Annotated in this window: 21 protein-coding genes and 2 rRNA genes; 5 read left to right on the top strand and 18 right to left on the bottom strand. The window is 74.3% G+C overall.

Translation table 11 applies throughout. The annotated features are described in order from the left end of the window. Positions 1 to 250 precede the first annotated feature (250 nt). Positions 251 to 487: a hypothetical protein gene (locus ACH5AR_RS11000; RefSeq protein WP_396301066.1), complete on the top strand. Its 237-nt coding sequence runs from the start codon at positions 251 to 253 to the stop codon at positions 485 to 487. Here ACH5AR_RS11000 and ACH5AR_RS10995 read toward each other — a convergent pair. The 6 genes from ACH5AR_RS10995 to ACH5AR_RS10970 all read right to left on the bottom strand — a co-directional run bounded on the left by ACH5AR_RS10995 (position 433) and on the right by ACH5AR_RS10970 (position 6,074). Next, positions 433 to 1,146, bottom strand: coding sequence for a DUF6099 family protein (locus ACH5AR_RS10995; protein ID WP_396301065.1), 714 nt, complete (start codon positions 1,144 to 1,146; stop codon positions 433 to 435). The genes ACH5AR_RS11000 and ACH5AR_RS10995 overlap by 55 nt on opposite strands. A 166-nt stretch (positions 1,147 to 1,312) precedes the next feature. Beyond that, the gene (locus ACH5AR_RS10990; protein ID WP_396301064.1) at positions 1,313 to 1,735 is read right to left on the bottom strand and encodes a nucleotide pyrophosphohydrolase; all 423 of its coding nucleotides are present in this window, start codon (positions 1,733 to 1,735) and stop codon (positions 1,313 to 1,315) included. Further along, the gene (locus ACH5AR_RS10985) at positions 1,732 to 3,180 is read right to left on the bottom strand and encodes an AAA family ATPase (protein ID WP_396301063.1); all 1,449 of its coding nucleotides are present in this window, start codon (positions 3,178 to 3,180) and stop codon (positions 1,732 to 1,734) included. Before ACH5AR_RS10985 ends, ACH5AR_RS10990 begins: the two co-directional genes overlap by 4 nt. Positions 3,181 to 3,325: 145 nt before the next feature. Next, positions 3,326 to 4,198, bottom strand: coding sequence for a putative RNA methyltransferase (locus ACH5AR_RS10980; protein ID WP_396301062.1), 873 nt, complete (start codon positions 4,196 to 4,198; stop codon positions 3,326 to 3,328). A 128-nt stretch (positions 4,199 to 4,326) separates the two neighbouring features. Continuing rightward, positions 4,327 to 5,172, bottom strand: coding sequence for a RimK family alpha-L-glutamate ligase (locus ACH5AR_RS10975; protein WP_396301061.1), 846 nt, complete (start codon positions 5,170 to 5,172; stop codon positions 4,327 to 4,329). Next, positions 5,169 to 6,074 (bottom strand): RimK family alpha-L-glutamate ligase, encoded by a 906-nt coding sequence (locus tag ACH5AR_RS10970; protein WP_396301060.1) that lies wholly within the window; start codon positions 6,072 to 6,074, stop codon positions 5,169 to 5,171. Before ACH5AR_RS10970 ends, ACH5AR_RS10975 begins: the two co-directional genes overlap by 4 nt. A 271-nt stretch (positions 6,075 to 6,345) precedes the next feature. On the opposite strand from ACH5AR_RS10970, the gene ACH5AR_RS10965 reads away from it, so the two are divergent. Further along, positions 6,346 to 7,257, top strand: coding sequence for a GNAT family N-acetyltransferase (locus tag ACH5AR_RS10965; RefSeq protein WP_396301059.1), 912 nt, complete (start codon positions 6,346 to 6,348; stop codon positions 7,255 to 7,257). 29 nt (positions 7,258 to 7,286) lie between these two features. Here the strand turns inward: ACH5AR_RS10965 and ACH5AR_RS10960 are convergent, their stop codons facing one another. The 4 genes from ACH5AR_RS10960 to ACH5AR_RS10945 all read right to left on the bottom strand — a co-directional run bounded on the left by ACH5AR_RS10960 (position 7,287) and on the right by ACH5AR_RS10945 (position 11,972). Next, positions 7,287 to 7,715 carry a fic family toxin-antitoxin system, toxin component gene (locus ACH5AR_RS10960; RefSeq protein WP_396301058.1) on the bottom strand — a complete coding sequence of 143 codons (429 nt, stop codon included), beginning with the start codon at positions 7,713 to 7,715 and terminating at the stop codon, positions 7,287 to 7,289. Then, complete coding sequence (locus tag ACH5AR_RS10955) at positions 7,712 to 7,948, bottom strand: toxin-antitoxin system HicB family antitoxin (RefSeq protein ID WP_049659744.1); 237 nt, start codon at positions 7,946 to 7,948, stop codon at positions 7,712 to 7,714. The genes ACH5AR_RS10960 and ACH5AR_RS10955 overlap by 4 nt, the downstream gene beginning before the upstream one ends. Before the next feature lie 232 nt (positions 7,949 to 8,180). Further along, on the bottom strand, positions 8,181 to 10,871 hold the full coding sequence (locus ACH5AR_RS10950) for a collagenase (protein WP_396301057.1): 2,691 nt from the start codon (positions 10,869 to 10,871) through the stop codon (positions 8,181 to 8,183). Between the two features lie 150 nt (positions 10,872 to 11,021). Further along, positions 11,022 to 11,972 (bottom strand): LysR family transcriptional regulator, encoded by a 951-nt coding sequence (locus ACH5AR_RS10945; protein ID WP_396301360.1) that lies wholly within the window; start codon positions 11,970 to 11,972, stop codon positions 11,022 to 11,024. 328 nt (positions 11,973 to 12,300) lie between these two features. Between ACH5AR_RS10945 and ACH5AR_RS10940 the strand changes: the two genes are divergently transcribed. Beyond that, on the top strand, positions 12,301 to 12,495 hold the full coding sequence (locus ACH5AR_RS10940) for a hypothetical protein (protein ID WP_396301056.1): 195 nt from the start codon (positions 12,301 to 12,303) through the stop codon (positions 12,493 to 12,495). Positions 12,496 to 12,605: 110 nt separating this feature from the next. On the opposite strand, the gene ACH5AR_RS10935 is transcribed toward ACH5AR_RS10940, so the two are convergent. Beyond that, on the bottom strand, positions 12,606 to 13,955 hold the full coding sequence (locus tag ACH5AR_RS10935) for a class I SAM-dependent RNA methyltransferase (protein ID WP_396301359.1): 1,350 nt from the start codon (positions 13,953 to 13,955) through the stop codon (positions 12,606 to 12,608). A 365-nt stretch (positions 13,956 to 14,320) separates the two neighbouring features. Further along, positions 14,321 to 16,396 (bottom strand): APC family permease, encoded by a 2,076-nt coding sequence (locus ACH5AR_RS10930; RefSeq protein ID WP_396301358.1) that lies wholly within the window; start codon positions 16,394 to 16,396, stop codon positions 14,321 to 14,323. A 248-nt stretch (positions 16,397 to 16,644) separates the two neighbouring features. Here ACH5AR_RS10930 and ACH5AR_RS10925 point away from each other — a divergent pair, with 248 nt between their 5' ends. Together ACH5AR_RS10925 and ACH5AR_RS10920 are read left to right on the top strand one after the other, a co-directional pair. Further along, positions 16,645 to 17,313: a potassium channel family protein gene (locus tag ACH5AR_RS10925; RefSeq protein WP_396301055.1), complete on the top strand. Its 669-nt coding sequence runs from the start codon at positions 16,645 to 16,647 to the stop codon at positions 17,311 to 17,313. After that, positions 17,313 to 17,984, top strand: a complete 672-nt coding sequence (locus ACH5AR_RS10920; RefSeq protein ID WP_396301054.1) for a potassium channel family protein — start codon at positions 17,313 to 17,315, stop codon at positions 17,982 to 17,984. The genes ACH5AR_RS10925 and ACH5AR_RS10920 overlap by 1 nt, the downstream gene beginning before the upstream one ends. A gap of 104 nt (positions 17,985 to 18,088) precedes the next feature. Here the strand turns inward: ACH5AR_RS10920 and ACH5AR_RS10915 are convergent, their stop codons facing one another. From ACH5AR_RS10915 to ACH5AR_RS10890, 6 genes are all read right to left on the bottom strand, one after another. Next, positions 18,089 to 18,811, bottom strand: a complete 723-nt coding sequence (locus ACH5AR_RS10915) for a DUF3159 domain-containing protein (RefSeq protein ID WP_396301053.1) — start codon at positions 18,809 to 18,811, stop codon at positions 18,089 to 18,091. A 2-nt stretch (positions 18,812 to 18,813) separates the two neighbouring features. After that, a complete protein-coding gene (locus tag ACH5AR_RS10910; protein WP_396301052.1) occupies positions 18,814 to 19,221 on the bottom strand; it encodes an OB-fold nucleic acid binding domain-containing protein in 408 nt (135 codons plus the stop codon). A gap of 65 nt (positions 19,222 to 19,286) precedes the next feature. Continuing rightward, the gene (locus ACH5AR_RS10905; RefSeq protein ID WP_396301051.1) at positions 19,287 to 19,967 is read right to left on the bottom strand and encodes a response regulator; all 681 of its coding nucleotides are present in this window, start codon (positions 19,965 to 19,967) and stop codon (positions 19,287 to 19,289) included. Between the two features lie 120 nt (positions 19,968 to 20,087). Then, entirely contained in the window at positions 20,088 to 22,676 is a 2,589-nt protein-coding gene (locus ACH5AR_RS10900) for an ATP-binding protein (protein WP_396301050.1), read from the bottom strand. A 262-nt stretch (positions 22,677 to 22,938) separates the two neighbouring features. After that, positions 22,939 to 23,055, bottom strand: a 5S ribosomal RNA gene (gene rrf / locus ACH5AR_RS10895). A 79-nt stretch (positions 23,056 to 23,134) separates the two neighbouring features. Continuing rightward, a 23S ribosomal RNA gene (locus tag ACH5AR_RS10890) occupies positions 23,135 to 23,227 on the bottom strand; the annotation flags it as partial.

Genomic DNA, 23,227 nt, shown 5'->3' with positions numbered 1-23,227 from the left:
CTCTCGGCCCCCGCGACCGCGCCTAGCCGAGGCGGCGCCGTGACGGCAACCCCGGCTCACCCGGGAGGCTTACCGCACAGCGGAGTTGGACCGCATCGGGTGGTGTCCGGGTGACGGCGTCCGGAGCGGTTCGTTGGGTGCTACGGCGGCGGTGGGTGCCCCGGTGGCGGGCGACTGCCGCCTCCCGCCGTGCGGTCCGAGCCACCATCGGCCGCTCCACGCCGCACCACCGATCCGAAGAGGTCCCGCAATGTCCGAACCATCTGCCACGCCGCAGTTCCCGAGCGACCCGACGGGCTCGGCCGACGGCACCTCGGCCGGACCCGCCACCCCCAAGAGCCTGCTGGAGCAGATGCAGGAACTCCTCGCCTCCGTCACCGCGGACCTCGCCGAGCTCCAGGGCTCCGTCCCCGGGAGCACCGGTGCCACCGCCTACCCGACCGGCACGGACACCTCCGAGACCTCGGACGCGCCGGGCAGCCGGTAGCCCGCCGCCCGTTCCTCCTCGGCCGGCCCGTCCGCACCGGGCGGGCCGCCGCCCTCCGCGGGCCCGGCGCCGCCCGGAGGCCCGGCGTCGCCCGTGCCGGGCGGAGGGCCGGCGTCACCCGGCGGCCCGAGCCGGACCACCAGTAACGGCGCCCCGCCGGCCGCCCGCTCCCGCGCCGCCCCGCCGAGCGCCACCGGCTCCGCCTCCTCGGAGCGGCCCGCCGCCGCGCGCAGCAGCAGCACCGTCAGGTCCTTGCACTCCGACACCGCGTCCACGCCGTCGATGCACGTCCAGTAGAGGCTCTCGGTGTCCGCACCGCAGGCCAGCACCACCAGCGTCTCGCCGACCTCCTGGAGCAGCCCGTCCAAGGCCCCCAGGGCCGGCGCCAGCTCCCCGAGCCCGGTGAGCCGCGCGGCCCGGCCGCCGCTCACCAGAGCGGCCCGGACGACCGAGCGGTCCAGGCAGACCGCCGCGTGCGCCCCGGCCTCGGACAGCTGCTGCCCCAGCCCGCTGAACTCCTCGTCCTCCGCCTCTGCCAGCCTGGCCCCCACCGCCTCGGTGAGCAGCGCGGCCTGCCGCGCCTCGGCCAGCACGTCCGGTACGTGCCTGGCCTGCGCCAGGGCGTGCCGGGCCGTCTTGATCAGTCGCAGCGCCTCCATGGCCACCGCTCCTCCCGCTCGCTGTCGCCGTCGCCACGGACCGCCGGGAGTGGCGGCCGCGCGGTGACGGCTGGTCACGGCGAAAGCGTGCGAGGAAGAGCGCGAGCGCGCATCCGCGTTGTCAGAAGCTGTGGAAAAGTCGGGGGCTGTGGATAACTTCCGTCCCTCACACGGGTTGGTCGTCCACGTCCGGGTTGACGGAGGCCGCGTCCAGGCGCTCCCGGGCCTCGGCACCGGCCGCGTCCGTCGGCACCGGGAAGCGCCGCTCGTTCCGCTCGATCTTGGCCGCCAGTGCCGCCAGCGGATCCACCCCGACCACCGTGCAGAACTGGAGCAGGTACGCGAGCACGTCCGCGACCTCGTCGTGCACCCGGTGCGCGCGCTCCGGGTCGGACATCACCGCCGCCGCCTGCTCGGGCGTCAGCCACTGGAAGATCTCCAGCAGTTCCCCCGCCTCCACGCTCAGCGCCGCCGCCAGGTTCTTCGGGGTGTGGAAGGGCTCCCACCGCCGGGCCGCCGCGAAGTCCGCCAACCGCTGCCGCAACCCGTCCACCGTGGGCCCCACCGGCCCCGTCGCTCGTTCGTTCACCCCTCCAGGTCTACCGCATCCCGGCCCGCGGCCCCACCGGCCCCACCGGCTCCCGCGGCCCCACCGGCCAGCACGGCTCCACCGGCTCCCGCGGCCCCACCGGCCGGCACGGCTCCACCGACTGCCGAGGACCCACCGGCCGGCACGGCCCTGGTCCCCGCCGAAGAGCCGCCCCCCGCAGACCTGCCACCCGCCCCGGCCCCGGCCGCCTCCCCGCGCCCGCCCTGGACCGGCACCCGCGGCACCTGCGGCCGAAGCACGGTGAACCCCGAGTCCGGATCCCGCCGGCACTCGACGAGCACCGCCCCGCCCCCGGAGGCCCCGGCCAGCGCCTCCCGCGCCGCCGCCGGCTCCTGGAGGGCCGCGACCACCCGCAGCTGGCTGCGCTCCGCCATCTCCCGCGCCAGCCGCAGCAGCGCGGCGGCCTGTTCGACGGAGAGCCCCGCCCCCAGGTCCTCGGCCAGCACGGTGAGCTGCCGGTGCGCCCAGGGCACCTCGGTGGCCACGTCGAGGTCGAGCACCCCGGCCCCGGTCAGCAGCACCGCGGCGAAGGCGAGGTGGCGCAGCATGCCGTCGGAGGCCTGGTCGGCCCCGGTGCGCCCGAGGACCCCCTCGTCGAACACGGCGAGGACCCGCTGCACGCCCGCGGTCTCGCGCTCGGCCAGGGCGAGGCCGAGCAGCGGGTGCGGCGCGACGGCCTGCACGGCGCGCAGCAGCTGCCCGTACCGGCGCTGGCACTCGTTGCTCAGCCGGGCGACGACGGCGGAGATGTTGGCGGCGTTGCTGCGCAGCCGGGCCTGCGGGTCGGCCCGGGCCCAGCCGCGCATCAGCGCGGGGACGGGGTGCAGCGGGAAGACCTCGCGCAGCGCGGTGAGCAGGTCCTCGCTGGCGGCGAGGACCAGGCACTCCCCGGCCGACGACCCGGCGACCCGCAGCGGCAGCTGCGCGGTGATCATCGTGCCACTGGGGAACGGCGCCCGGATGTCGCCCTGGCGGGTGTCGTTGTGCCAGCAGACGTTGACCCGCCGGTTGCGGACGTCCTGCTCGCCGGTGTCCATCAGGGTCCGGCCGTCGAGGGTGAGCGACTCCCGGGCGATCCGGACCGGCCCGTCGGTGCGGATCACCGCGTCGAGCCGGATCAGGCCGTGCGGCGAACGGACGGTGCAGCCGAGGATGATCGCGTCCCGCCCGTGCGGGACACAGCCGGCCAGGCCGCCGCGGACGGGCCCGGCCAGCGGGCCGGTGCGCTCCGGCAGCCCGTCCAGCGAGCCGGCGATCTCCTCGCCGAGGGCGAGCCGGGAGAGCACGGCCAGCGCGTCGAGGGCGTTGGACTTGCCGACCCCGGCGGGCCCGTGCAGCACGGTGAGGGGCGCGAGCGGCAGCACCGCGCGCCGGTAGGACTTGAACGAGGTGAGCCGGAGCTCCTCGACGGTGGGGCGGGGCACGGGCGGCCGGTCGGGCCCCGGGGCTCCGGGGCGGAGGCGGGACGGCCCTGCGGGTCCGGTAGCGTCGCGGTTCACCCGTGGGACGTTAGCCGCAGGCCGACCGGCAGAAACGTGCCTGCGCGGCAGATTCATCCCAACGTGGCGGTCAGCGCCGGTACGCCGCCACCGTCACCGAGGCCGTCACCTCGACCGGCTCCGGCAGTTCCGCGAGCGCGGCACCGAGCCGCTCCGGATCGGTGTGCCAGGCGCTCGGCCCCATGCCCACGACGGTGCGCACGTCCTGCGGGCCGAGCCGCAGGACGAACTCGACCTCCCGCCGCCCCACGGGCTCCAGGTACGGCCCGAGCTTCTCGTCGATCCGCCGCTGCTTCTCCTCGTCCACCGACAACAGCCCCAGCGCGTCGACGAGTTCGCGCAGGTGCCGGGCGGTCGGCGAGACCAGCAGCAGGGTCCCGCCGGGGCGCAGCACCCGGCGGATCTCGGGCCCGTTGCGCGGCGCGAAGACGTTGAGCACCAGGGCGGCCGAGGCGTCCCGCAGCGGCAGCGGGCGCCAGGCGTCGCACACCACGGCGCCGATCCGGGGGTGCGCCCTGGCAGCGCGGCGCAGCGCGAACTTGGAGATGTCCAGGGCCGCGCCGACCGCACCGGGCAGGGCGTCCAGGACGTGCGCCAGGTAGTGGCCGGTCCCGGCGCCGAGGTCGGCGACCAGGCCGTCGCCCTCCCCGGCGGCCCCGAGGGCAGCCGGGCCGGCCGGGTCGGCGAAGGCGGCGGAGGCGGCCTCGGCGAGCGCCTCGGCGATCGGCCGGTAGTGCCCGGCGGCGAGGAAGTCCGCCCGGGCCGCGACCATTCCGGCGGTGTCCCCGGTACCGGTGTGGGCGTCGCCGGGGAGGAGGCTGACGTAGCCCTGCTTGGCGAGGTCGAAGCTGTGCCCGGCCGGGCAGCGCAGGCTGCGGTCGTGCCGGGTGAGGGCCTGCGCGCAGTGCGGGCAGGCCAGGTAGCGCTCGATGTCCTGGAGCAAGGTTCCGTCTTCTCTCGCCGTGCGCCCCGGCCGGTCGGGGCGCCAGCCAGCCTAACCACCCCGGCGGGCCCGCCGCCCCGGCCACGCCCCGGCTGCCCCGCCGCCCCGGCCGACCGCCCCGACCGGCCCTACCGCGCGCGCCCGCCTCCGACTCCGCCCCCGGCCCCACGCCCCGCGAGCGCCCGCCCCTGCTCCGCCCCGGAGCGTTCCGCCCCGACCCGCAGCGCCAGCGCCACCAGTGCCTCCGGCGCGCCGGCCCGGCCGCGGACCCCGGGGAAGGCGTTGACGTCCACGATGACCGGGTCGGCCGGCCCGTCGAGCAGGTCGACCCCGTACACGTCGAGACCGAACACCTCGCCGACCCGCAGGGCGAGCGCGGCCCGCCCGGCGGGCGGCTCCCAGTCCTCCGCCCGCCCCGACTCCCCCGTGCCGGTGGCGAGTTCGGACCGCCTCCGGGCCGCGAACACCTGCCCGTCGACCACCCACAGCTTCTGGTCCCAGCCCGTCCCGGGCACGAACGGCTGCGTGACGACCGGCTCCTCGGGCCAGCGCCGGGCCAGTTCCCGCAGCCGGGCCGGTCCGTCCACCCGGGCGACCAGGTCGTGCCGCCGACTGTGCCGGCTCTTCACCACGAACGGGTAGGCCGGGTCGGTGAGTTCGCCCAGCTGTCCGGCCGCCTCGGTGGCCGCGAACGGCAGCCCGGCGGCGCGGGCGAGGCCGGCCATCCGCACCCGGTCCTGGCACAGCCCGGTGGCCGCCGCCGAGTTGACCACCGGTGCGCCGCGCCGCTCCAGCTCCGCGGCCAGGGCCAGCGCCTCCGGCGTACGGGCCTTGAGCAGGTAGACGTCCGCGAGCCCGGCCACCGGCCCCGCGGGCGGGACGGCCTCGACCCGGTGCCCCCGGCGCGCCAGCAGCTCGGCGGCCGCCGCCAGCACCGGGTGCCCCGGATCGCCGGTGATCAGTCCGATCCTCACAGCAACTCACCCTCGCCGAAACCCACTTGCCCGTACGGGTCGCGGCCCGCGGGCACCAGTTCGGCGGGCCCGCCGGGCAGCGACACGGCCGTGCCGCTGCGGGCGAGCCGCAGCACCGCCCGGGCGACCCGGGCGACCGCGTCCGGCACCTGCCGGAAGCTCGGGAAGTCGTTGACGTCCACCACCACCGGCCCGTCCGGCCCCAGCAGCACGTCCACCCCGTACAGGTCCAGCCCGAACACCTCGCCCACCTGCGCCACGATCCGGGCGACGCTCCCCGGCAGCGGCACCTGCCGCTCGCGCACGCCCTGCCCGGGGTGCAGCGGGGAGGAACGCTCCGTCGCGAAGAACTCGCCGTCGACGCAGTACACCTTGAGGTCGGTCCCCGAGTTGGGCACGTACGGCTGGGCGATCAGCAGCCCCTCCCCCGCCAGCTCCGGCCCGATCTCCAGCAGCCGGTCGGGGGTGCGCACCAGCCGCACGGCGCGCCCGGAGCTGCCGTCGGCGGGCTTGACCACCAGCGGGTACTCGGCGGCCGGGATCTCCGCCAGCCGCTCCCAGCGGGCGGCCGCGTACGTCACCGGGACGGGCAGCCCGCGGGTGCGGCCGATGACCGCGGCGAGCGCCTTGTCCCGGACCCCGCGGATCGAGCGCACGTCGTTCACCGTGGTGAGGCCGACGGCGGCGGCCGACTCCAGCAGGGTCAGCCCGGGGCCGCCGGACACGGTCTTCAGCACCCAGGCGTCATGGCTGCCGGCCCGGACCTCCTCGGAGATCGCCAGCAGCGAGTCCCCGGGGCGCAGCACGTCCACCCGGTGCCCCCACGCCGTGAGTCGGCGTGCCACGTCGAGCGGCATGCCGTCGTACCGGTAGTGCTCCTCCACCAGAAAGCAGAGCCTCATCGGCCTGTCTTCCCCCTCGCCTCGCCGACCGCAGACTCCGCCGTCCCCCGCGGCGGAGCTGTAAAGGCTTCAGCATGCACGCCGTAGCCGCACAAGATCGCTCCGAGCGGGTAAGCGTTCGGCAACAATCGACCCCGGAACGTCACTACCGACTCCCCGCACCCGCACTCGCGGCACCGGCGCCGACACCCCGGAACGGCCCGCACCGGCCCCGCGAGGCCCGCGGCCCGCCCCGACAAACCGGTGGCGGCCCCCCGGCGGCCCTGCTTGGATGCACGCCGTGACCCCTGTCGATCATGATTCCGACCGCGCCCTGCTCGACGAGATCGAGCGCTACTACGACGCCGTGCCGCGCAGCGCCGCCCACACCGAGGACTTCGGACCGCTGACCCTCTTCGTCCGCCGGGACGACGCCGGCTGGCCCTACTACGCCCGTCCGACCCTCGGCCACGACGGCGCCGCCGCCACCGCCGAGGACGTCCGCCGGGTGCTGGAGCGGCAGCGGGAGCTGGGCGCACCGGAGGCCTTCGAATGGGTGGCCGAGCAGAACCCGGAGCTGCGGGCCGCGGTCGAGGCCGCGGGCCTGACGGTGCACGAGCACCCGCTGCTGGTGCTCGGTCCGCAGGACGGCGCGGCGCCGGCGCCCGAGCTGCCGGAGCGGCTGGAGGTCCGGGTGCTGGCGTCGGACGCGCCGGAGCTGGCCGCCGCCGTGGCCGTCCCGCACGTGGCCTTCGGCGCCCCCGGCACCGCCGTCGGGGCGGCCGGGTCGAGCGAGCTGGCCGAGGTCGCGGCGGCGTCGGCGGCCGACGGCAGTGCCGAGCGGACCGCCCGACGGATCGCCGAGGGCACCACCGTGCTGGCCGCGGCCTTCGAGGACGGCGCACCGCTGTGCGCGGGCCAGCACAACCCGGTGGGCGCGGTCACCGAGGTGGTCGGGGTGGGTACGCTCCCGTCCGCACGCCGCCGCGGGCTGGGCCTGGCGGTCACCGCGGCCCTGGTCGCGCACGCCCGGGCGACCGGGGTGCGGACGGTGTTCCTGTCGGCCTCCGACGAGGACGTCGCCCGGATCTACCGCCGGGCCGGCTTCCGCTCCTTCGCGACGGCCCTGATCGCGGAGCGCGCCGACACGCAGGGGAGCGGCGCCGAGCAGGAGCCCGCCGACGACCGGCCCGCCACCGCCTGACGCCCGGCCCCCGACGGGGGCGGCGCCGGTCAGTCGTCGTCCTCGTCCTCGTCGTCCGCCCCGGCGACCCCCTCACCCTCCGCCTCGTCGACCACCCAGGCCGCCAGCCGCTCGGCGACGCCGGACACCCCGAGCCGCCCCTCGCGGATGGCCCGGGAGAGGCTGCGCACCTCGCGGGCCGTGGTGGCCACGGTGCAGCCGCTGGCGACCAGGTACGCGTAGGCGACGGCGGTCGCGAAGAGCTCGTTGGTCTTCTCCAGCGCGGGCACCCGGATCAGCTGGTGCATCAGCGCGGCGGCGCGGTCCTGCGGTTCGGGGTAGACGGCGATGTCGAATATCTCGGCCTGGTGGCGGGTGACCGCCGCGAGCAGCGAGCCGTAGTCGGTGACCGGCGGATCACCGGGCGTGTACTGCTCGGCGGTCATGAGCAGCCATGAGAGGTCGACCTCCAGCTTCAACGGCGCACGTCCTGGAGGTCTCCCGGCTCCCCGAACTCGGCGAGGAAGGCCGACTCGTACTCCTTCATGAACTGCGCGGCCGCGTCCACGAAGGCCCGCCCGGACTCGCCCATATCCTGTTGGACCAGGCGCTCGATGTACTGGTTCATGGAGATCCCCTGCTGCTCCGCCCGTTCCCGGGCCATCTCGGCGGTCGTGGCGTCGACCCGCACGTTCAGCTGCTTCTTACCCATGCCGTTCAAGCTAGCGCTCAAGTGCTAGCACAACAAGGGCGCGCGCTCACCGCCCGCACACCTCCCGCACGCCCTCGCGCAACCTCGGCGTCACCGGAACGCCGCACCGCCGGACGGCCGCACCAGTCCCGGAACGCCGGAGGCCGGGCCCGCGGCGGCTGCCACGGACCCGACCTGCGCCCGGCCCGGGCCGGCCCGGGCCGGGCCCGACCCCGCCGGGACGGGAGGAGGATCAGAACCGGGTGCTGACGGTCACCCCGCTGAAGTCCGTCTTCGCGTAGAGGCTCACGTAGCGGTAGCCCGCCGTCGGGTTGGTCACCGTGATGCTCTGGGTGGTCCCCGGGTCGGTGGACGAGGCGGTGTAGGCGCTCGGCGAGGCCCAGGTGCCGTCGTTGTAGTAGAGGTACGCGGTGCCGGTGCCCCCGGAGGCGGTGACCTTCAGGGTGCTGGTGCCGGCCGGCAGGTAGACGTACAGGTAGTCCAGGTCGCCCGCGGTCGCCGACAGGCCCGTCCGCGAGCAGTTCCGGCCGAGCGCGTCGGTGCGCGGGTCGGTGCAGGCCGGCGGGGTGGTGCCGCCGCTGCCCGTGGTGACGGTGACGGAGGCCGGGGTGCTGGCGGTCCGGCCGGTGTCGTCGGTGGCGGTCAGCGCGACGGTGTAGGTACCGGCGGCCGCGTAGGTGTGGGTCGGGTTCTGCTGGTCGGACGAGCCGCCGTCACCGAAGGTCCAGTGCCAGGCGGTGATCCGGCCGGGCCCGGTCTGGACGGACCGGTCGGTCAGGGTGACGGTCGCGCCGGACACCGACTGGCCGAACAGCGCGGTCGGGCCGGCCGCGTAGCAGGCGCCGCCGGCGCAGGCGTCGAGCCAGGCGTCGAAGTCGGCGTCGTAGCGGGTGCCGAGGCCGTCGTAGACCGCGTAGCCGCCCTGGTAGTCGCCGACGCGGAAGCGCGCGAGCATGGCGTCGATGTCCGCCGGGTGCTTCTCGACCATGTACCGGACGGCCAGGTAGCCCCACGGGTAGGTGCGCACGGTGTCCGAGTTGCCGTACGTGTTCTGGAAGAGGGTGCTCAGCTTGTAGGTGTGCTTGGCCGCCTCGGCCATCGCCTGGGTGTCGGTGGTGCCGCGGTAGGCGTAGGACTGGTACTCGGCGACGCCCTCGATCCACCAGATGTCCGGGACGGAGATCTCGGTGGAGAAGTTGCCCTTGAGGTCGTAGATGTTGTCCAGGTAGTGCGTGTACTCGTGGTTGAGGTTCCACACGTTGGCGGTGAATCCGTCGTTCCAGGACTTCTGGTACATCACGCACACGGCCCGGTTGTTCGGGTCGGTCGGGTCCATGACGGTCTGTCCGCCGTTGTCGGTGGAGTTGCCGAAGATCGCCCAGGAGTACGTCAGGTAGTCCGCCTGGTTGGCGAAGACGGCGAGCGTGAGCTCCTTGTCGTACTGGCCGGGGATCGGGCCGTCGTCCTTCACCAGCTTGTGGAAGAAAACGTCCTCGCCGCGCAGGCTGGAGCAGACCGCGGCCAGGTCGGCGGGCGACAACGCCTCCGTGAGGATGGTGCGGTTGTCGCAGACCAGCCGGTTCGGCAGCACCGCGGCGGTCAGCTTGGCCGGCAGGTCGCAGGTGCCGTAGTACGAGCACTGGCCGGGGTCGAAGCTGTTGGCCTGGTAGGCGGTGTGGACGTACAGCGGGCCGGTGGCGCCGGTGATCTGCGCACCGTCGAGGACGGCCTTGACCTTGCCCTTGAGCGCCGCCTCGACGGCCGGGCCGTCGCCGACCATCCGGCCGAGGTCGTTGCCCGCGTTGACGTCCAGGTAGGCGTTGGCCGTGCCGAGCAGGTCCTTGTGGTTCAGCGCGAAGTCGCCCAGCGTGGTGCCGATGCTCGGGTCGGCGCTGACCGCGGCGACGAAGTCCGGGTTCCAGTTGCCCCGCCACAGCGGCGCGGAGAGCACCGCGTTGACCGCCTTGAGCATCTTCGGGTACGCGTGGTACGAGCTGTCGTACGACGTCAGCACCTGCTTGTAGACGCCCAGGTAGTCGCCCTGGAGGTCGGCGCTGTCGGTGAGCACGAGCACCTCGTTGAGCACGGCGCCGTTGGCGTCGCTGACGTCGGTGCGGTGCGGGGCGGCGAAGAACGCGTCGAGGGCCGCCTTGGAGGCGCGGGCCAGGGCCGCGTCGTACGGGCCCACCGCGTCCGCGTTGTTCGACTGCACGTACCAGCCGGCCCGCTGGAAGAGCACCAGCTGCAGGATGGCCGTCGAGTTGTCGCCGGTGTAGCCGCCCGCCATGGCCCGGAAGGCGTCGGCCACGGTGAGCATCTTCGATTCCTTGAAGACGGCGCCCGCGTCGGTGCCGGTGAGGTTGAACAGCGTGTTGACGCAGTCGGTGGTCGAGCCCTCGATGAAGGAGACCAGGTCGGCCCCGCTGCGGCTGCCGAAGTCGGCCGCGGTGCAGCTCTGCGCGGCGGTGGCCGCCCCGGTGGCGCCGCGGGCAGCGGGGGCCTGCCCGGCCGCCGGCGCCTTCGGCTCGGCCGGGCGGGACGCGCTCTGCACGGCGGTGCCGGCCGGCTGGCCCATCACGAGCTGGCCGAGCAGCGCCGGGGGCAGCGGCTCGGCGGCCAGGGCGGGGGCCTCCTCGGCACGGGCCCGGGCGGCCGGGTCGACGGCGAGGAAGGCGCCGAGCGGCTTCGGCACCGCGGCGCCCGGGTCGGCCGCCGGGGCACCGGCCAGGGGCCGGGCGGCCGTCCCGGCGCCGGACGAGGCGCCGGACGAGGCGCCGGACGAAGCGGCGGACGCGCCGGACGAGAAGGCGGACGGGGCAGCGGACGGGACGGCGGACGCCGCGGCCGGCAGCAGGGTGGCGGCCGCGCAGCAGCCGGCGACGAGGCCGGCCAACAGGGTGGGGAGGGGTATCCGTGGGCGCACTGGTGGGGTCCTTCTCCGTGTGGGGGAGGCGCTGGGAGGGCTGCCGAGCGTCGGGGGAACGCGTCATGATCCTGCCAGCGCCGGAGGAGTGGAACAATGTCACAGGTCATATGACATAGAGTGAGTCGCCCATAACACCGGCGCGGCCCCCTACTGCCGGTAGGTCCGCGCGGCCCACGCCTGGAAGCTCGGTGCCGCCGCGATCAGGTCCCGGTACGCCGCGACGGCCGCCCCGAACAGCGTCTCCACCAGCTCCCCGCCCACCGCGGCCGGCCGCCAGACCAGCAGCTGCCGCACCCAGATCGGCGTCCCCGCCAGCGGCTTGACCACCACCTCGGCGAGCGGCCTGGTGGTGGCCTGCACGAGGGAGACGCCGAGCCCGGCGGCGACCATCTCCTGGAGCTCCAGCCGGCCGCCGAGGAACTCGTGGACGGTCGCCGGGGCGAACCCCGCCGAGGCGCAGGCCCCGTGGAAGACCGGGTGCCAGCCCGCCCCGTCGTCGGGGGTCAGGAACCACTCCTCCTCCGCGAGGTCCGCGAGGGCCACCTCGGCACGGTGGCGCAGCCGGTGGCCGGCCGGCAGCGCGACGAAGACGGGCTCCGTGACGATGCCGCGGTGCGCGACGGACGGCGGGTGGCGCAGCTCCCGGCCCGGGTAGTCCACGGCCACCGCGGCGTCCGCCCCGTCCCGCTCCAGCAGTTCGACGATGTCCGAGGAGCGGTAGACCGACGTCACGGTGAGGCGCTGCCCGGGCCGCTGGTGCCGGGCCCGGGCGACCAGTCCGGGCAGGATCGGGGCGTTGGTCGCCGCCAGTCGCAGCTCGCGCGGGGCGGGCCCGGCCGGGGCCCCGGGGCGGCGGCCCAGGCGGTCGGCGCGGGCGAGCAGCTCCCGGGCGGCGGCCAGCACCTCCGCCCCGAAGCCGGTCGGCGCGACCCCGGCCGCGGTGCGTTCGAACAGCTGGGCGCCGAGGTGGCGCTCGATCCGGCGCAGCTGGGTGCTGGTCGCCGGCTGCGAGGCGCCGAGCAGGGCGGCGGCCCGGCCGACGCTCCCGGTGTCGGCGATGGCGCACAGCACCCGCAGGTGCCGCAACTCCAACTCCATGGCGCTCCCCCTCACGCACCGGCCCTCCCGGACCGGCGGCGCGGGCGGCTGCCACCCAGGGCGGTGCAACGGCACACATCACATGTCAGCGGCTCACCTTCGCCCCGGCGCATCGGCTCGTCAAGCCCCCGCCCGGGGCCCGGCGGCACTCCGCGCCGGACCTTTTACCAAGACATTGCCCCCGCCTGACCCCGCGCCGCCGGGCCCGTCCGCGGCCGCCGTGCCCCCACCGGGAGGAGCGGGACTTGAAGACCGCCGCACCGTCCGGGACGCTGATAGACCCGCTGCGTTCCCCCGGGCGGGCGCCGACCGCTGCGGAGGCCGACCGATGACAGCCCTGTTCGACGATGAGCTGCGCGAGCAGCTCACCCGAGCCCGCCGGGAGCTCGCGGCGGCCCGGGCCGAAGGGGACGCCGACGGCGTCCAGGCGTACGAGGGCCGGGTGGCCGCGCTCCTGCGGCTCGCGGCCCAGCACGGGATCGAGCTCCCGCACAGCGCCGACGAGGAGGAGCACGAGGGGTAGCCGGCCCGGGGTCCCGCGAGCCGGGCCCCGGGACGACGCGCCGGAGGCGGCCACCCCCACGGGTGACCGCCTCCTGCCGCGCCTCCACGGCGCCCGGGATCACCCCGGGATCACTCCCCGGCCGGCTCCAGGATCGCCACGCACTCGAAGTGGTGCGTCATCGGGAACAGGTCGAAGGCCCGCAGCGACACCGGCCGGTAGCCGCCCTCGCGGAAGAACTTCAGGTCCCGGGCGAGCGCCGCCGGGTCGCAGGCCACGTACGCGATCCGGCGCGCCTCCAGGCCGACCAGGTGGGCGACGGTCTCGCGGCCGGCGCCCGAGCGCGGCGGGTCCAGCACGATCAGGTCGGTCGCGGTGATGCCGGTGCGCGGCAGCAGCGTCTCGACCCGGTCGCACTCGATCCGCACGTTGTCCAGCGCGGCCAGGTTGTGCCGGGCGTCGACCACGGCCTGCTTGGCCGACTCGATGCCGAGCACCGCGCCGTCCTCGCCGACCCGGTCGGCCAGCGCTCCCGCGAACAGGCCCACGCCGCAGTACAGGTCGAGCGCGTTCTCGCCCCACTGCGGGTCCAGGCCGTCCAGCACCGCGTCGACCAGGGTGTCCGGCGCCTCCGGGTGGATCTGCCAGAAGCCGCCGTTGCTGACCCGCCAGGTCCGCCCGGCCGCGCGCTCGCGCACGAAGCTCCGCCCGTGCACCTTGTGCACGTCGCCCTGGTCGTCCACCCGGGCGATCGACACCGGCTTGTCCAGCTCGACCAGCGGCAGCTGGGCGCCGTCGCGCGGGGTCAGCACCACCTGGCGGTCGGAGGAGCCGGTCGCGGCGACCGCCTCGACGCTCGCCACCCCCGGCCAGTCCCGGGCCTCGATGCCCAGTTCGGTGACGCCCTCGGCGGCGATCAGGCAGCGGTCGATCACCTGCACGTCGTGCGAGCGGTGCTTGCGCAGGCCGACCTTCCCGGTCTCCGCGTCCACCGCGTACTGCACCCGGGTGCGCCAGGCCGGCACCTGCCCGGCCGGCAGCTTGCCGCCGACCGGCTCGACGCTGCCGTCCCAGCCCGCCTCGGCCGGGGTGAGCCCGGCCAGCTTGGCCAGCTGCTCGGTCAGCACCGCCGCCTTGAGCTTGCGCTGGCCGCCCGGCGTGACGTGCTGCCAGTCGCAGCCGCCGCACCGGCCCGGCCCGGCGAACGGGCAGGGCGCCTCGATCCGGTCCTTGGCGGGCTCCAGCACCTCCACCGCGTCGGCCCGCAGGAACCGCGAGGTGGTCGTCCCGTCGGTCACCAGCGCGACGACCCTCTCCCCGGGCAGCGCGTGCCGCACGAACAGCACCCGCCCCTCGTGCCGGGCCACGCAGTGCCCGCCACCGTGCGCGACCGGGCCGACCTCGACCTCGTAGCGCTGCCCGGCCAGCGGCTCCCCGGACGGCGCCTCGGGCCGGCCGGGCCGCGCGGCGGCGGTGCGCAGCGCCTTGGGCGGGCGCACCGCCTGCTTGCGCGGCGCCTTCCGGCCGGCCCCGGCCGCGCCCTTCGGCGCGTCCTGGGCGGCGGCCTTCGAACCGCCCCTGCCCGCGGCGCCCCTGCCCGTCGAGGCCCGGCCGGCGCCCTTGGCGGCGCCCTTCCCGGCCTCCGGCCCCGTCGGCTCGCGGTCCGCCCGCTCGCCCGGAACGATCGGCGCGGTGCGTGCGGTGAGGCCGTCGCGGTCGGTGGCCTCCGGGCGGGCCGGCCGGCCCCAGCGCGGCCGGGAGACCTGGCCGGGCTGGGAGCCGCCCCGGCGGGCGCCCTTGCCGGAGGCGCCGGAGGAACCCGAGGAGCGGGGCGGATTGTTGCGGGTCACTGGGAGGAGTCCTTGCTGCGGTCGGAGGTGTCACCGGCGTTCGTACCGGTGGAGACGGAATCCTTCGACTTTACGGCCTTCGGCGCCCGCGGCTCGCCACGCCGGACGGCGCCCGGGGCCGACCAGGCCTTCTGCGGCCTGCGCCGCTCCGAGGACTCCAACTGCCACGGTACCGAGGTGACCATCACTCCGGGCTTGAACAGCAGCCGCCCCTTGAGCCGCAGCGCGCTCTGGTTGTGCAGCAGGTGCTCGTACCAGTGGCCGACCACGTACTCCGGGATGTAGACCGAGACCACGTCCCGCGGGCTGCTGCGCCGCAGGTTCTTCACGTAGTCCAGGACCGGGCCGGTGATCTCGCGGTACGGCGAGTCCAGCACCTTGAGCGGCACCTCGATGCCCCGCTCGTCCCACTCCCGCCGCAGCGCCGCCGTGTCCGCCGGGTCGACGTTGACCGTGACCGCCTCCAGCGTGTGGGCCCGGGCCAGCCGGGCGTACGCCAGGGCGCGCAGCGCCGGCTTGTGCAGCTTGGAGACCAGCACGATGGCGTGCACCCGGGTGGGCAGCACCACGTCGTCCGGCTCCTCGGCGGCGATGAGCTCGTCGGAGACCCGGTCGTAGTGGCGCCGGATGCCCTTCATCATCACGAACAGCACGGCCATCGCGGCGATCGCGATCCAGGCGTGGCCGATCTTGGTGACCAGCACGACGATCAGTACGGCCATGGTCATCACCAGGCCGAAGGCGTTGATCGCCCGGCTGCGCTGCATGTGGCGGCGCTTGGCCGGGTCGGTCTCGGTGCGCAGCAGCCTGGTCCAGTGCCGGATCATGCCGGACTGGCTCATGTTGAAGGCGACGAAGACGCCGACGATGTACAGCTGGATCAGCCGGGTCGGGTCGGCGTCGAAGGCCAGGATCAGCAGGATCGCGGCGATCGCCAGCAGGATGATGCCGTTGGAGAAGGCCAGCCGGTCGCCGCGGGTGTGCAGCTGGCGCGGCAGGTAGCGGTCCTGGGCCAGGATCGAGCCGAGCACCGGGAAGCCGTTGAAGGCGGTGTTGGCGGCGAGCACCAGGATCAGGCCGGTGACGCCGGCGACGAAGTAGAAGCCGGGCGTGAAGTTGTTGAACACCGCCTCGCTGATCTGCGCCAGCGCGGTCTTCTGGTGGTAGCCCGACGAGGCGCCGACGAGCTGCTCGCTGGGGTTCTCGGCCATCTGGACGCCGGTCAGCCGGGCCAGCCAGATGATGCCCATGAACATCACGACGGCGATGCTGGCCATCATCAGCAGCGTGGTGGCGGCGTTCTTGCTCTTCGGCTTGCGGAAGGCCGGCACGCCGTTGGAGATCGCCTCCACCCCGGTCAGCGCGGCACAGCCGGAGGAGAAGGCCTTCAGCAGCAGGAACACCATCGCGAAACCGGCCAGCGAGTCGTTCCCGGGGGTGGCGGCGAGGTGGAAGCCGGAGCTCTCGGCGGGCATGTCCTGGCCGAGCGCGAAGTGCCGGAAGACGCCGTAGCCCACCATCCCGATCACGCCGATCATGAAGGCGTAGGTCGGGACGGCGAAGGCGCTGCCGGACTCGCGCACCCCGCGCAGGTTCATGCCCATCAGCAGCACGACCACGACCACGGACAGGACCGCCTCGTGACCGCGCAGCGCGGGCACCGCGGAGACGACGTTGGCGACGCCCGAGGTGGTCGACACGGCCACGGTGAGCACGTAGTCGACCATCAGGGCGCTGGCGACCACCAGGCCGGCGGCCGGCCCGTGGTTGACGGTCGCGACCTCGTAGTCGCCGCCACCGCTCGGGTAGGCGTGGACGTTCTGCCGGTACGAGGCGACCACGGCGAGCATCACGATCGCCACCACGACGCCGATCTGCCAGGAGAAGTGGATCGCCGAGGCGCCCGCGAGGGAGAGGGTGAGCAGGATCTCCTCGGGGGCGTACGCGACCGAGGAGAGCGCGTCCGAGGCGAACACGGGCAGCGCGATCCGCTTGGGCAGAAGCGTCTCGCCCAGCTTGTCGCTGCGCAGGGCGCGCCCGATCAGGATGCGTTTCGGAAGGTCAGTCGGCATAGGCACGTTAAGGAATCGTAGGGGCTCCCCGGCCGGGCCTGCGCCCTTTGTCCCCCCCTTCGTCGCGACTGCGTTCGGTGGACCGGCTAGCGTGTCGGATACGAGTCGGCGGGCAACACTCAGGTTGTCGAGCGTTGCCGGGCCGGCGCCCCCACGAGGAAACTCGCCCCGGAAGGCCGGGCGGGAAACGGAGCTGAACGGTGTTTGCGCAGGTCAAGACCCCTTCGGGACGGGTGAGGTAAGCGCCGGTGCACATCGTCATCATGGGCTGCGGCCGCGTGGGTTCCGCCCTCGCCAGAGCACTCGAGAAACAGGGCCACTCGGTCGCCGTGGTCGACCAGGACCCGACCGCCTTCCGTCGCCTGGGCGCCGGCTTCAACGGGCGCCGGGTGACCGGCGTCGGCTTCGACCAGGACACCCTGCGCGAGGCGGGCATCGAGGAGGCCGGCGCCTTCGCCGCCGTCTCCAGCGGTGACAACTCCAACATCATCGCCGCGCGGGTGGCCCGGGAGAACTTCGGCGTCGAGAACGTCGCCGCCCGGATCTACGACCCCCGCCGCGCCGAGGTGTACCAGCGCCTGGGCATCCCGACCGTGGCGACGGTCCGCTGGACGGCCGACCAGATGCTGCGCCGGCTGCTGCCCAGCGGCGCCGAGCCGCTGTGGCAGGACCCGAGCGGTGGCGTCCAGCTCGCCGAGGTCGCGTACGACCCGCGCTGGATCGGCCACCGGATCAGCAGCCTGGAGGAGGCCTCCGGCGCCCGGGTGGCGTTCGTCACCCGGCTCGGCGAGGGTGTGCTCCCCTCGCCCCAGATGGTGGTGCAGGAGGGCGACCTGGTGCACGTGATGCTGCGCCGGTCCGACCTGACGGCCGTCGAGGCCGCGTTCGCGCAGGGGCCGAAGGAGGAGGGTCACTGATGCGGGTCGCCATTGCCGGGGCCGGTGCCGTGGGCCGCTCGATCGCGGGCGAGCTGCTGGAGAACGGCCACGAGGTCCTGCTGATAGACAAGAACCCCAACTCCATCTCGGTGGAGCGGGTCCCGATGGCGGAGTGGCTGCTGGCCGACGCCTGCGAGATCACCTCGCTGGACGAGGCCGCGCTCCAGCGCTGCCACGTGGTGATCGCCGCGACCGGGGACGACAAGGTCAACCTGGTCGTCTCGCTGCTCGCCAAGACCGAGTACGCGGTGCCGCGGGTGGTCGCCCGGGTGAACAACCCGAAGAACGAGTGGCTCTTCAACGAGTCCTGGGGCGTGGACGTGGCCGTCTCCACCCCGCGCCTGATGTCCGCGCTGGTCGAGGAGGCCGTCAGCGTCGGCGACCTGGTCCGCCTGATGCGCTTCAGCCAGGGCAACGCCAACCTGGTCGAGCTGACCCTCGCCTCCGACACCGAGCTGGTCGGCACCCGGGTCGGCGACGTGGCCTGGCCCCAGGACACCGCGCTGGTGACCATCATCCGCGAGGGCCGGGTGCTGGTGCCGGGCAAGGACGACACCCTGGAGGGCGGCGACGAGCTGCTCTTCGTCGCCGCGCAGGAGCGCGAGGAGGAGCTCGAGGAGCTGCTCTCGGCCACCACGGGCGCCCAGTAGGCCCCGCGGACACGGCGGAAGGGCCCGCACCCCTCGTCGGGGGTGCGGGCCCTTCGCCGTCGCCCGGGTCTCCGCCAGCCTTCGACGGGCCCGGGCGGGAGCGGCTACTTCGCCGGCTCCTCCTCGTCCAGCTGCGCCTTGATCGGCGGCGGCGCCTTCAGCAGGATCTGCCAGGTCACGTACATCGCCAGCAGCAGCGGCGGGATGCCGAGGGCGACCTTCAGCCAGCCCAGCAGGTTGACGTTGTGGGTGAAGTACAGCGGGAAGAGGATCACCGGCTTGGCGCCCATGATCACCACCCAGGCCCAGGTCGCCTTGGTGTAGGCGGCCAGACGGCCCGGGTTCTCCTTGCGCCAGGTGAACATCTCGCCGGTGATCGGGCCGAGCATCACCCCGATCATCGGCCAGCGCGCCAGGGCGGAGGCCGCCAGGGCGATGCAGTAGCCGACGTTCCAGAGCAGGCCGGGCAGGTAGAAGTCCTCGGCCTTGCCGCTCTTCATCGAGATCCAGGCGCCGAGGGCGACACCGAACACGCCGCTGAAGGCGTGCTGGATGGTCTGCCGCTGCGCCAGCCGGACCACCACGAACAGGCCGCTCAGGGCCAGCGCGGCCCAGGCCGAGGTGCTGACCTGGTGGGTCAGGTTGTACGTGACGATGAAGACCAGGCCGGGCAGCGTCATGTCGATCATGCCGCGCACGCCGCCGAAGGCCTGGAGCACGGTGTCGGCCGCCTCCTTGGAAGCGGCCTTGCGGGCCGCCTCGGCGTCCACCGGGTCGACGGACGGGTGGAGCTGGGCGGCGGCCTCGCCGCCGGGGTGGTTGCTCACGCTCATTCGCTCCCGTGTCCGACCGGACGCAGCTCGTAGCGGGGGTTGAACAGCACGCGGCGCCCGCGTGCCTGGCCGATCCGGCCGCTGGCGACCAGCCGGCGGCCGGGCTCTATCCCGGCGATCGAGCGGCGGCCGAGCCAGACCACGTCCAGCGCGTCGGTGCCGTCGAAGAGTTCGGCCTCCAGGGCGGGCACGCCCGCCCGCGGCCGGAGCGTCACCGTGCGCAGCGTGCCCGCGACGGTGACCAGCTCGCGGTCGCCGCATCCGGCGATCGGCGTGCAGCCGGTCTCGGCGGCGCTCTCCTGGCGCAGCTCCTCGGCGTCCAGCTCCTCCGCCGAAGAGGTCAGCCGACTGAGCATGCGGCGGAACCGCCCCTGCGGCTGGCCGCTGCTGTTGTCACCACTCATGCCGGAAGGGTACCGGGTTCGGGCCCCCCGGCGGCAGGCCGTTCGGCCGCCGGGGGCAGTCACCGTCAGCTCTCGAACCGGTATCCCATGCCCGGTTCGGTGATGAAGTGGCGCGGGTGCGAGGGGTCGCGCTCCAGCTTGCGGCGCAGCTGTGCGAGGTAGACCCGCAGGTAGTTGGTCTCGGTGCGGTAGGCCGGGCCCCAGACCTCCTGGAGCAGCTGGGTCTGGCTGACCAGCCGGCCGGCGTTGCGGACGAGGACCTCCAGCAGGTGCCACTCCGTCGGCGTGAGGCGTACGTCGGTGCCGTCCCGGTTGACCTTCTTGGCCGCGAGGTCGACGGTGAAGGACTCGGTGACGACCAGCGAGTCGGCCTCCCCGGCCACCGGCTCGGCCCGCCGCACGGCGGCCCGCATCCGGGCGAGCAGCTCGTCCATGCCGAACGGCTTGGTGACGTAGTCGTCCGCGCCGGCGTCCAGCGCCTCGACCTTCTCGTCCGAGGCGTGCCGGGCCGACAGCACGATGATCGGCACCCTGGTCCAGCCGCGCAGGCCCCGGATCACCTCGACGCCGTCCATGTCGGGCAGGCCCAGGTCGAGGACGACCACGTCCGGATGGCGGGCCGCGGCGAGCTCCAGGGCGCTCGCCCCGTCATGGGCCGCGTCCACCTCGTACTTGCGGGCCTTGAGGTTGATCACCAGCGCGCGGACGATCTGCGGTTCGTCGTCCACGACGAGGACCCGGGTCATTTACGGGCTCCGCCTTTCGGGGCTGTCTGAGGTACGGACTGGGGCTTGGGGACTGGCTCTACTGACCTTCGGTGCGGCGCGCGCCCCCGGGCGAGGGGCCGGCCGGCGCGTCGGCGGTTCTCAGCCGACCGGCTCCGGCAGCGCGCCGCCCGCCTCGCCGCCCGGCTCCGCCAGTTCGGGCGGACGTTCGACGACGGGCAGGCTGACGACCATGGTGAGGCCTCCACCGGGGGTGTCCTCGGCGGTGACGGTACCGTCCATCGCCTCGACGAAGCCGCGCGCCACCGCGAGCCCGAGGCCCACCCCGGCGCCGCGCGGCGCGTCCCCGTAGCGCTGGAACGGGGCGAAGATCTTCTCCTTGGCGTCCTCGGGCACGCCCGGGCCGCGGTCCACGATCCGCAGCTCGACCCGGGCCGGCCGCCCCGGCCGGCGCAGCTCGTCGGCCTTGACCAGCACCCGGACGCCATCCGGGCTGTACTTGACCGCGTTCTCCACCAGGTTGGCCAGCGAGCGCTCCAGCAGCCCGCCGTCGGCCCGGACCATCGGCAGCGTCTCCGGCACGTCCAACCGGACGGACTCCAGCGGCACCCCGCCCAGGGCGAAGGGCACCACCTCGTCCAGGTCGGTCTCCTGGATCAGCGGGGTGACGGTCCCGGTCTGGAGGCGGCTCATGTCGAGCAGGTTGTTGATCAGGTGGTCCAGCCGGTCGGCCCCGGCCTCGATGCCGGCCAGCAGCTCGGCCTCGTCCTCCGGGTCCCAGTCGACGTCGGCCGAGCGCAGCGAGCTCACCGAGGCCTTGATGCCCGCCAGCGGGGTGCGCAGGTCGTGCGAGACGGCGGCCAGCAGAGCCGTCCGGATCCGGTTGCCCTCGGCCTCCCGGCGCGCCTCGGCGGCCTCCCGGGCCAGTCGGCGGCGCTCCAGCACCACGGCGGACTGCGCGGCGAACGCGCCGAGCAGGCGCCGGTCCGCCCCGGGCAGCACCCGACCGCGCAGCACCAGCGCCAGGCTGTCGCCGACCGGGACGTCCACGTCGGCCTCCTCCGGGCGCTCCGGCGGGTGCGGCCCGGCGGCGGCCACCGGCGCCCACGGGGAGAGCGGGTCGGGCCGCTCCAGCAGCGCGGCGCTCTCCTGCCCGAAGGTCTCCCGGACCTGCTCCATCAGCGCGGTCAGCACCCCGTCGCCGTTGGGCGCGCCGCGCAGCACCGTCCCGGCCAGCGCGCTGAGCGTCTGCGCCTCGGTCTGGCTGCGGGCCGCCTGCTGGGTGCGCCGGGCGGCGAGGTCCACCACCGAGGCCACCGATATGCCGACGATGGTGAATATCGCCACCGCCGTGATGTTCTGCGGCTCGTTGATGGTGAAGGTGTGCAGCGGCGGGGTGAAGTAGTAGTTCAGGACCGAGGAGGCGACCAGCGCCGAGCCGATCGCCGGCAGCAGCCCGCCGACCAGCGCCGCGCACACCGTCAGCGACAGGAACAGCAGCATGTCGGTGGAGAGCCCCAGGCCGCCGATCGCGGTCAGCACGACCGCCAGCAGCGGCGGGCCGACCAGCCCGATCAGCCAGCCGGCGACCGTCCTGGTCCGCCCCAGGTCGGTGATCCGGCGGACCGGTATCCGGCCGCGCCCGTGCCCGGCGTGCTCGTGGGTGACCATGTGGACGTCGATGTCCCCGGCCTCCCGGGTCACCGTGGTGCCGACGCCCGGCCCGTACACGTACTGCCAGGCAGGCCGGCGGCTGGTGCCCAGCACGATCTGGGTGGCGTTCACGCCCCGGGCGAAGTCCAGCAGCCCGAGGGCCGGGTCGTCCCCGAGGACGGCGTGGAAGGAACCGCCGAGGCTCTCCACCAGCGCGCGCTGCTCGATCAGCGTCTGCGGCGAGCCGGCGCCCACCAGCCCGTCGGAGCGGGAGATGTGCACGGCGAGCAGCTCGCCGCCGGAGACCCTGGCGGCGATCCGGGCCGCCCGGCGGATCAGCGTCGCGCCCTCCGGCCCGCCGGTCAGCCCCACCACGATCCGCTCCCGGGCCTGCCAGGTGCCCTCGATGCCCTGCTCGGCCCGGTACTTCTGGAGGTACTCGTCCACCCGGTCGGCGGTCCACAGCAGCGCCAGCTCGCGCAGCGCGGTCAGGTTGCCCGGGCGGAAGTAGTTGGCGAGGGCCGCGTCGATCTTCTCCGGCGCGTACACGTTGCCGTGCGCCAGCCGTCGCCGCAGCGCCTGCGGGGACATGTCCACCAGCTCGATCTGGTCCGCCCGCCGGACCACCTCGTCCGGGACGGTCTCGCGCTGGCGCACCCCGGTGATGCCCTCGACGGCGTCGCCGAGCGATTCCAGGTGCTGCACGTTGACGGTGGAGATCACGTCGATCCCGGCCGCCAGCAGCTCCTCGACATCCTGCCAGCGCTTCTCGTTGCGGCAGCCGGGGACGTTGGTGTGGGCCAGCTCGTCCACCAGGGCCACCTGCGGCCGGCGGGCGAGGACGGCGTCCAGGTCCATCTCGGAGAACCGGGCGCCGCGGTGCACCACCTGCTGCCGCAGCACCACCTCCAGGCCCGCGACCATGTCCGCGGTCCGCCGGCGGCCGTGGTCCTCCACGAAGGCGACCACGACGTCCGTACCGCGTTCCTGCCGCCGGTGCGCCTCGGCGAGCATGGCGTACGTCTTGCCGACCCCGGGGGCCGCCCCGAGGTAGATGCGCAGCCTGCCTCGTCCCATGAGCACCATTCTTGATCCGACCCGGCCCGGGAGACATCCCGGACGCCTGTTCCCCTCGCCTTCGAGACTACGGCGTGCGTCGCGATATTCCGCTGATCGGTGCGCTGATCAGGCGGTTTTAGCGGCATATTGACGGTGCACCAGTCACTCGGCGGGGGTCGTTCGGGAGGGGCCGGCGGTCTCCGGAGAGCCGGTGGGATGCTCCGGAAACGCGAAGAACCCCCGGCCGGGTCTCCCCGGCCGGGGGTTCTTCACAAGAATTGTTCGGCGGCGTCCTACTCTCCCACAGGGTCCCCCCTGCAGTACCATCGGCGCTGTAAGGCTTAGCTTCCGGGTTCGGAATGTAACCGGGCGTTTCCCTCACGCTATGACCACCGAAACACTATGAAACTGTCACCGCACACCCCTCACACGGGGCGGGTCGTTGTTTCAGAACAACACAGTGGACGCGAGCAACTGAGGACAAGCCCTCGGCCTATTAGTACCGGTCAACTCCACCCCTCACAGGGCTTCCATATCCGGCCTATCAACCCAGTCGTCTACTGGGAGCC

The sequence above is a fragment of the Kitasatospora sp. NPDC018619 genome (assembly GCF_044391605.1).
In the GTDB taxonomy this organism is placed as follows: domain Bacteria; phylum Actinomycetota; class Actinomycetes; order Streptomycetales; family Streptomycetaceae; genus Kitasatospora.
The sequence above is the reverse complement of the archived record's forward strand: the minus strand, read 5'-3'. Positions and strand labels throughout refer to the sequence as shown.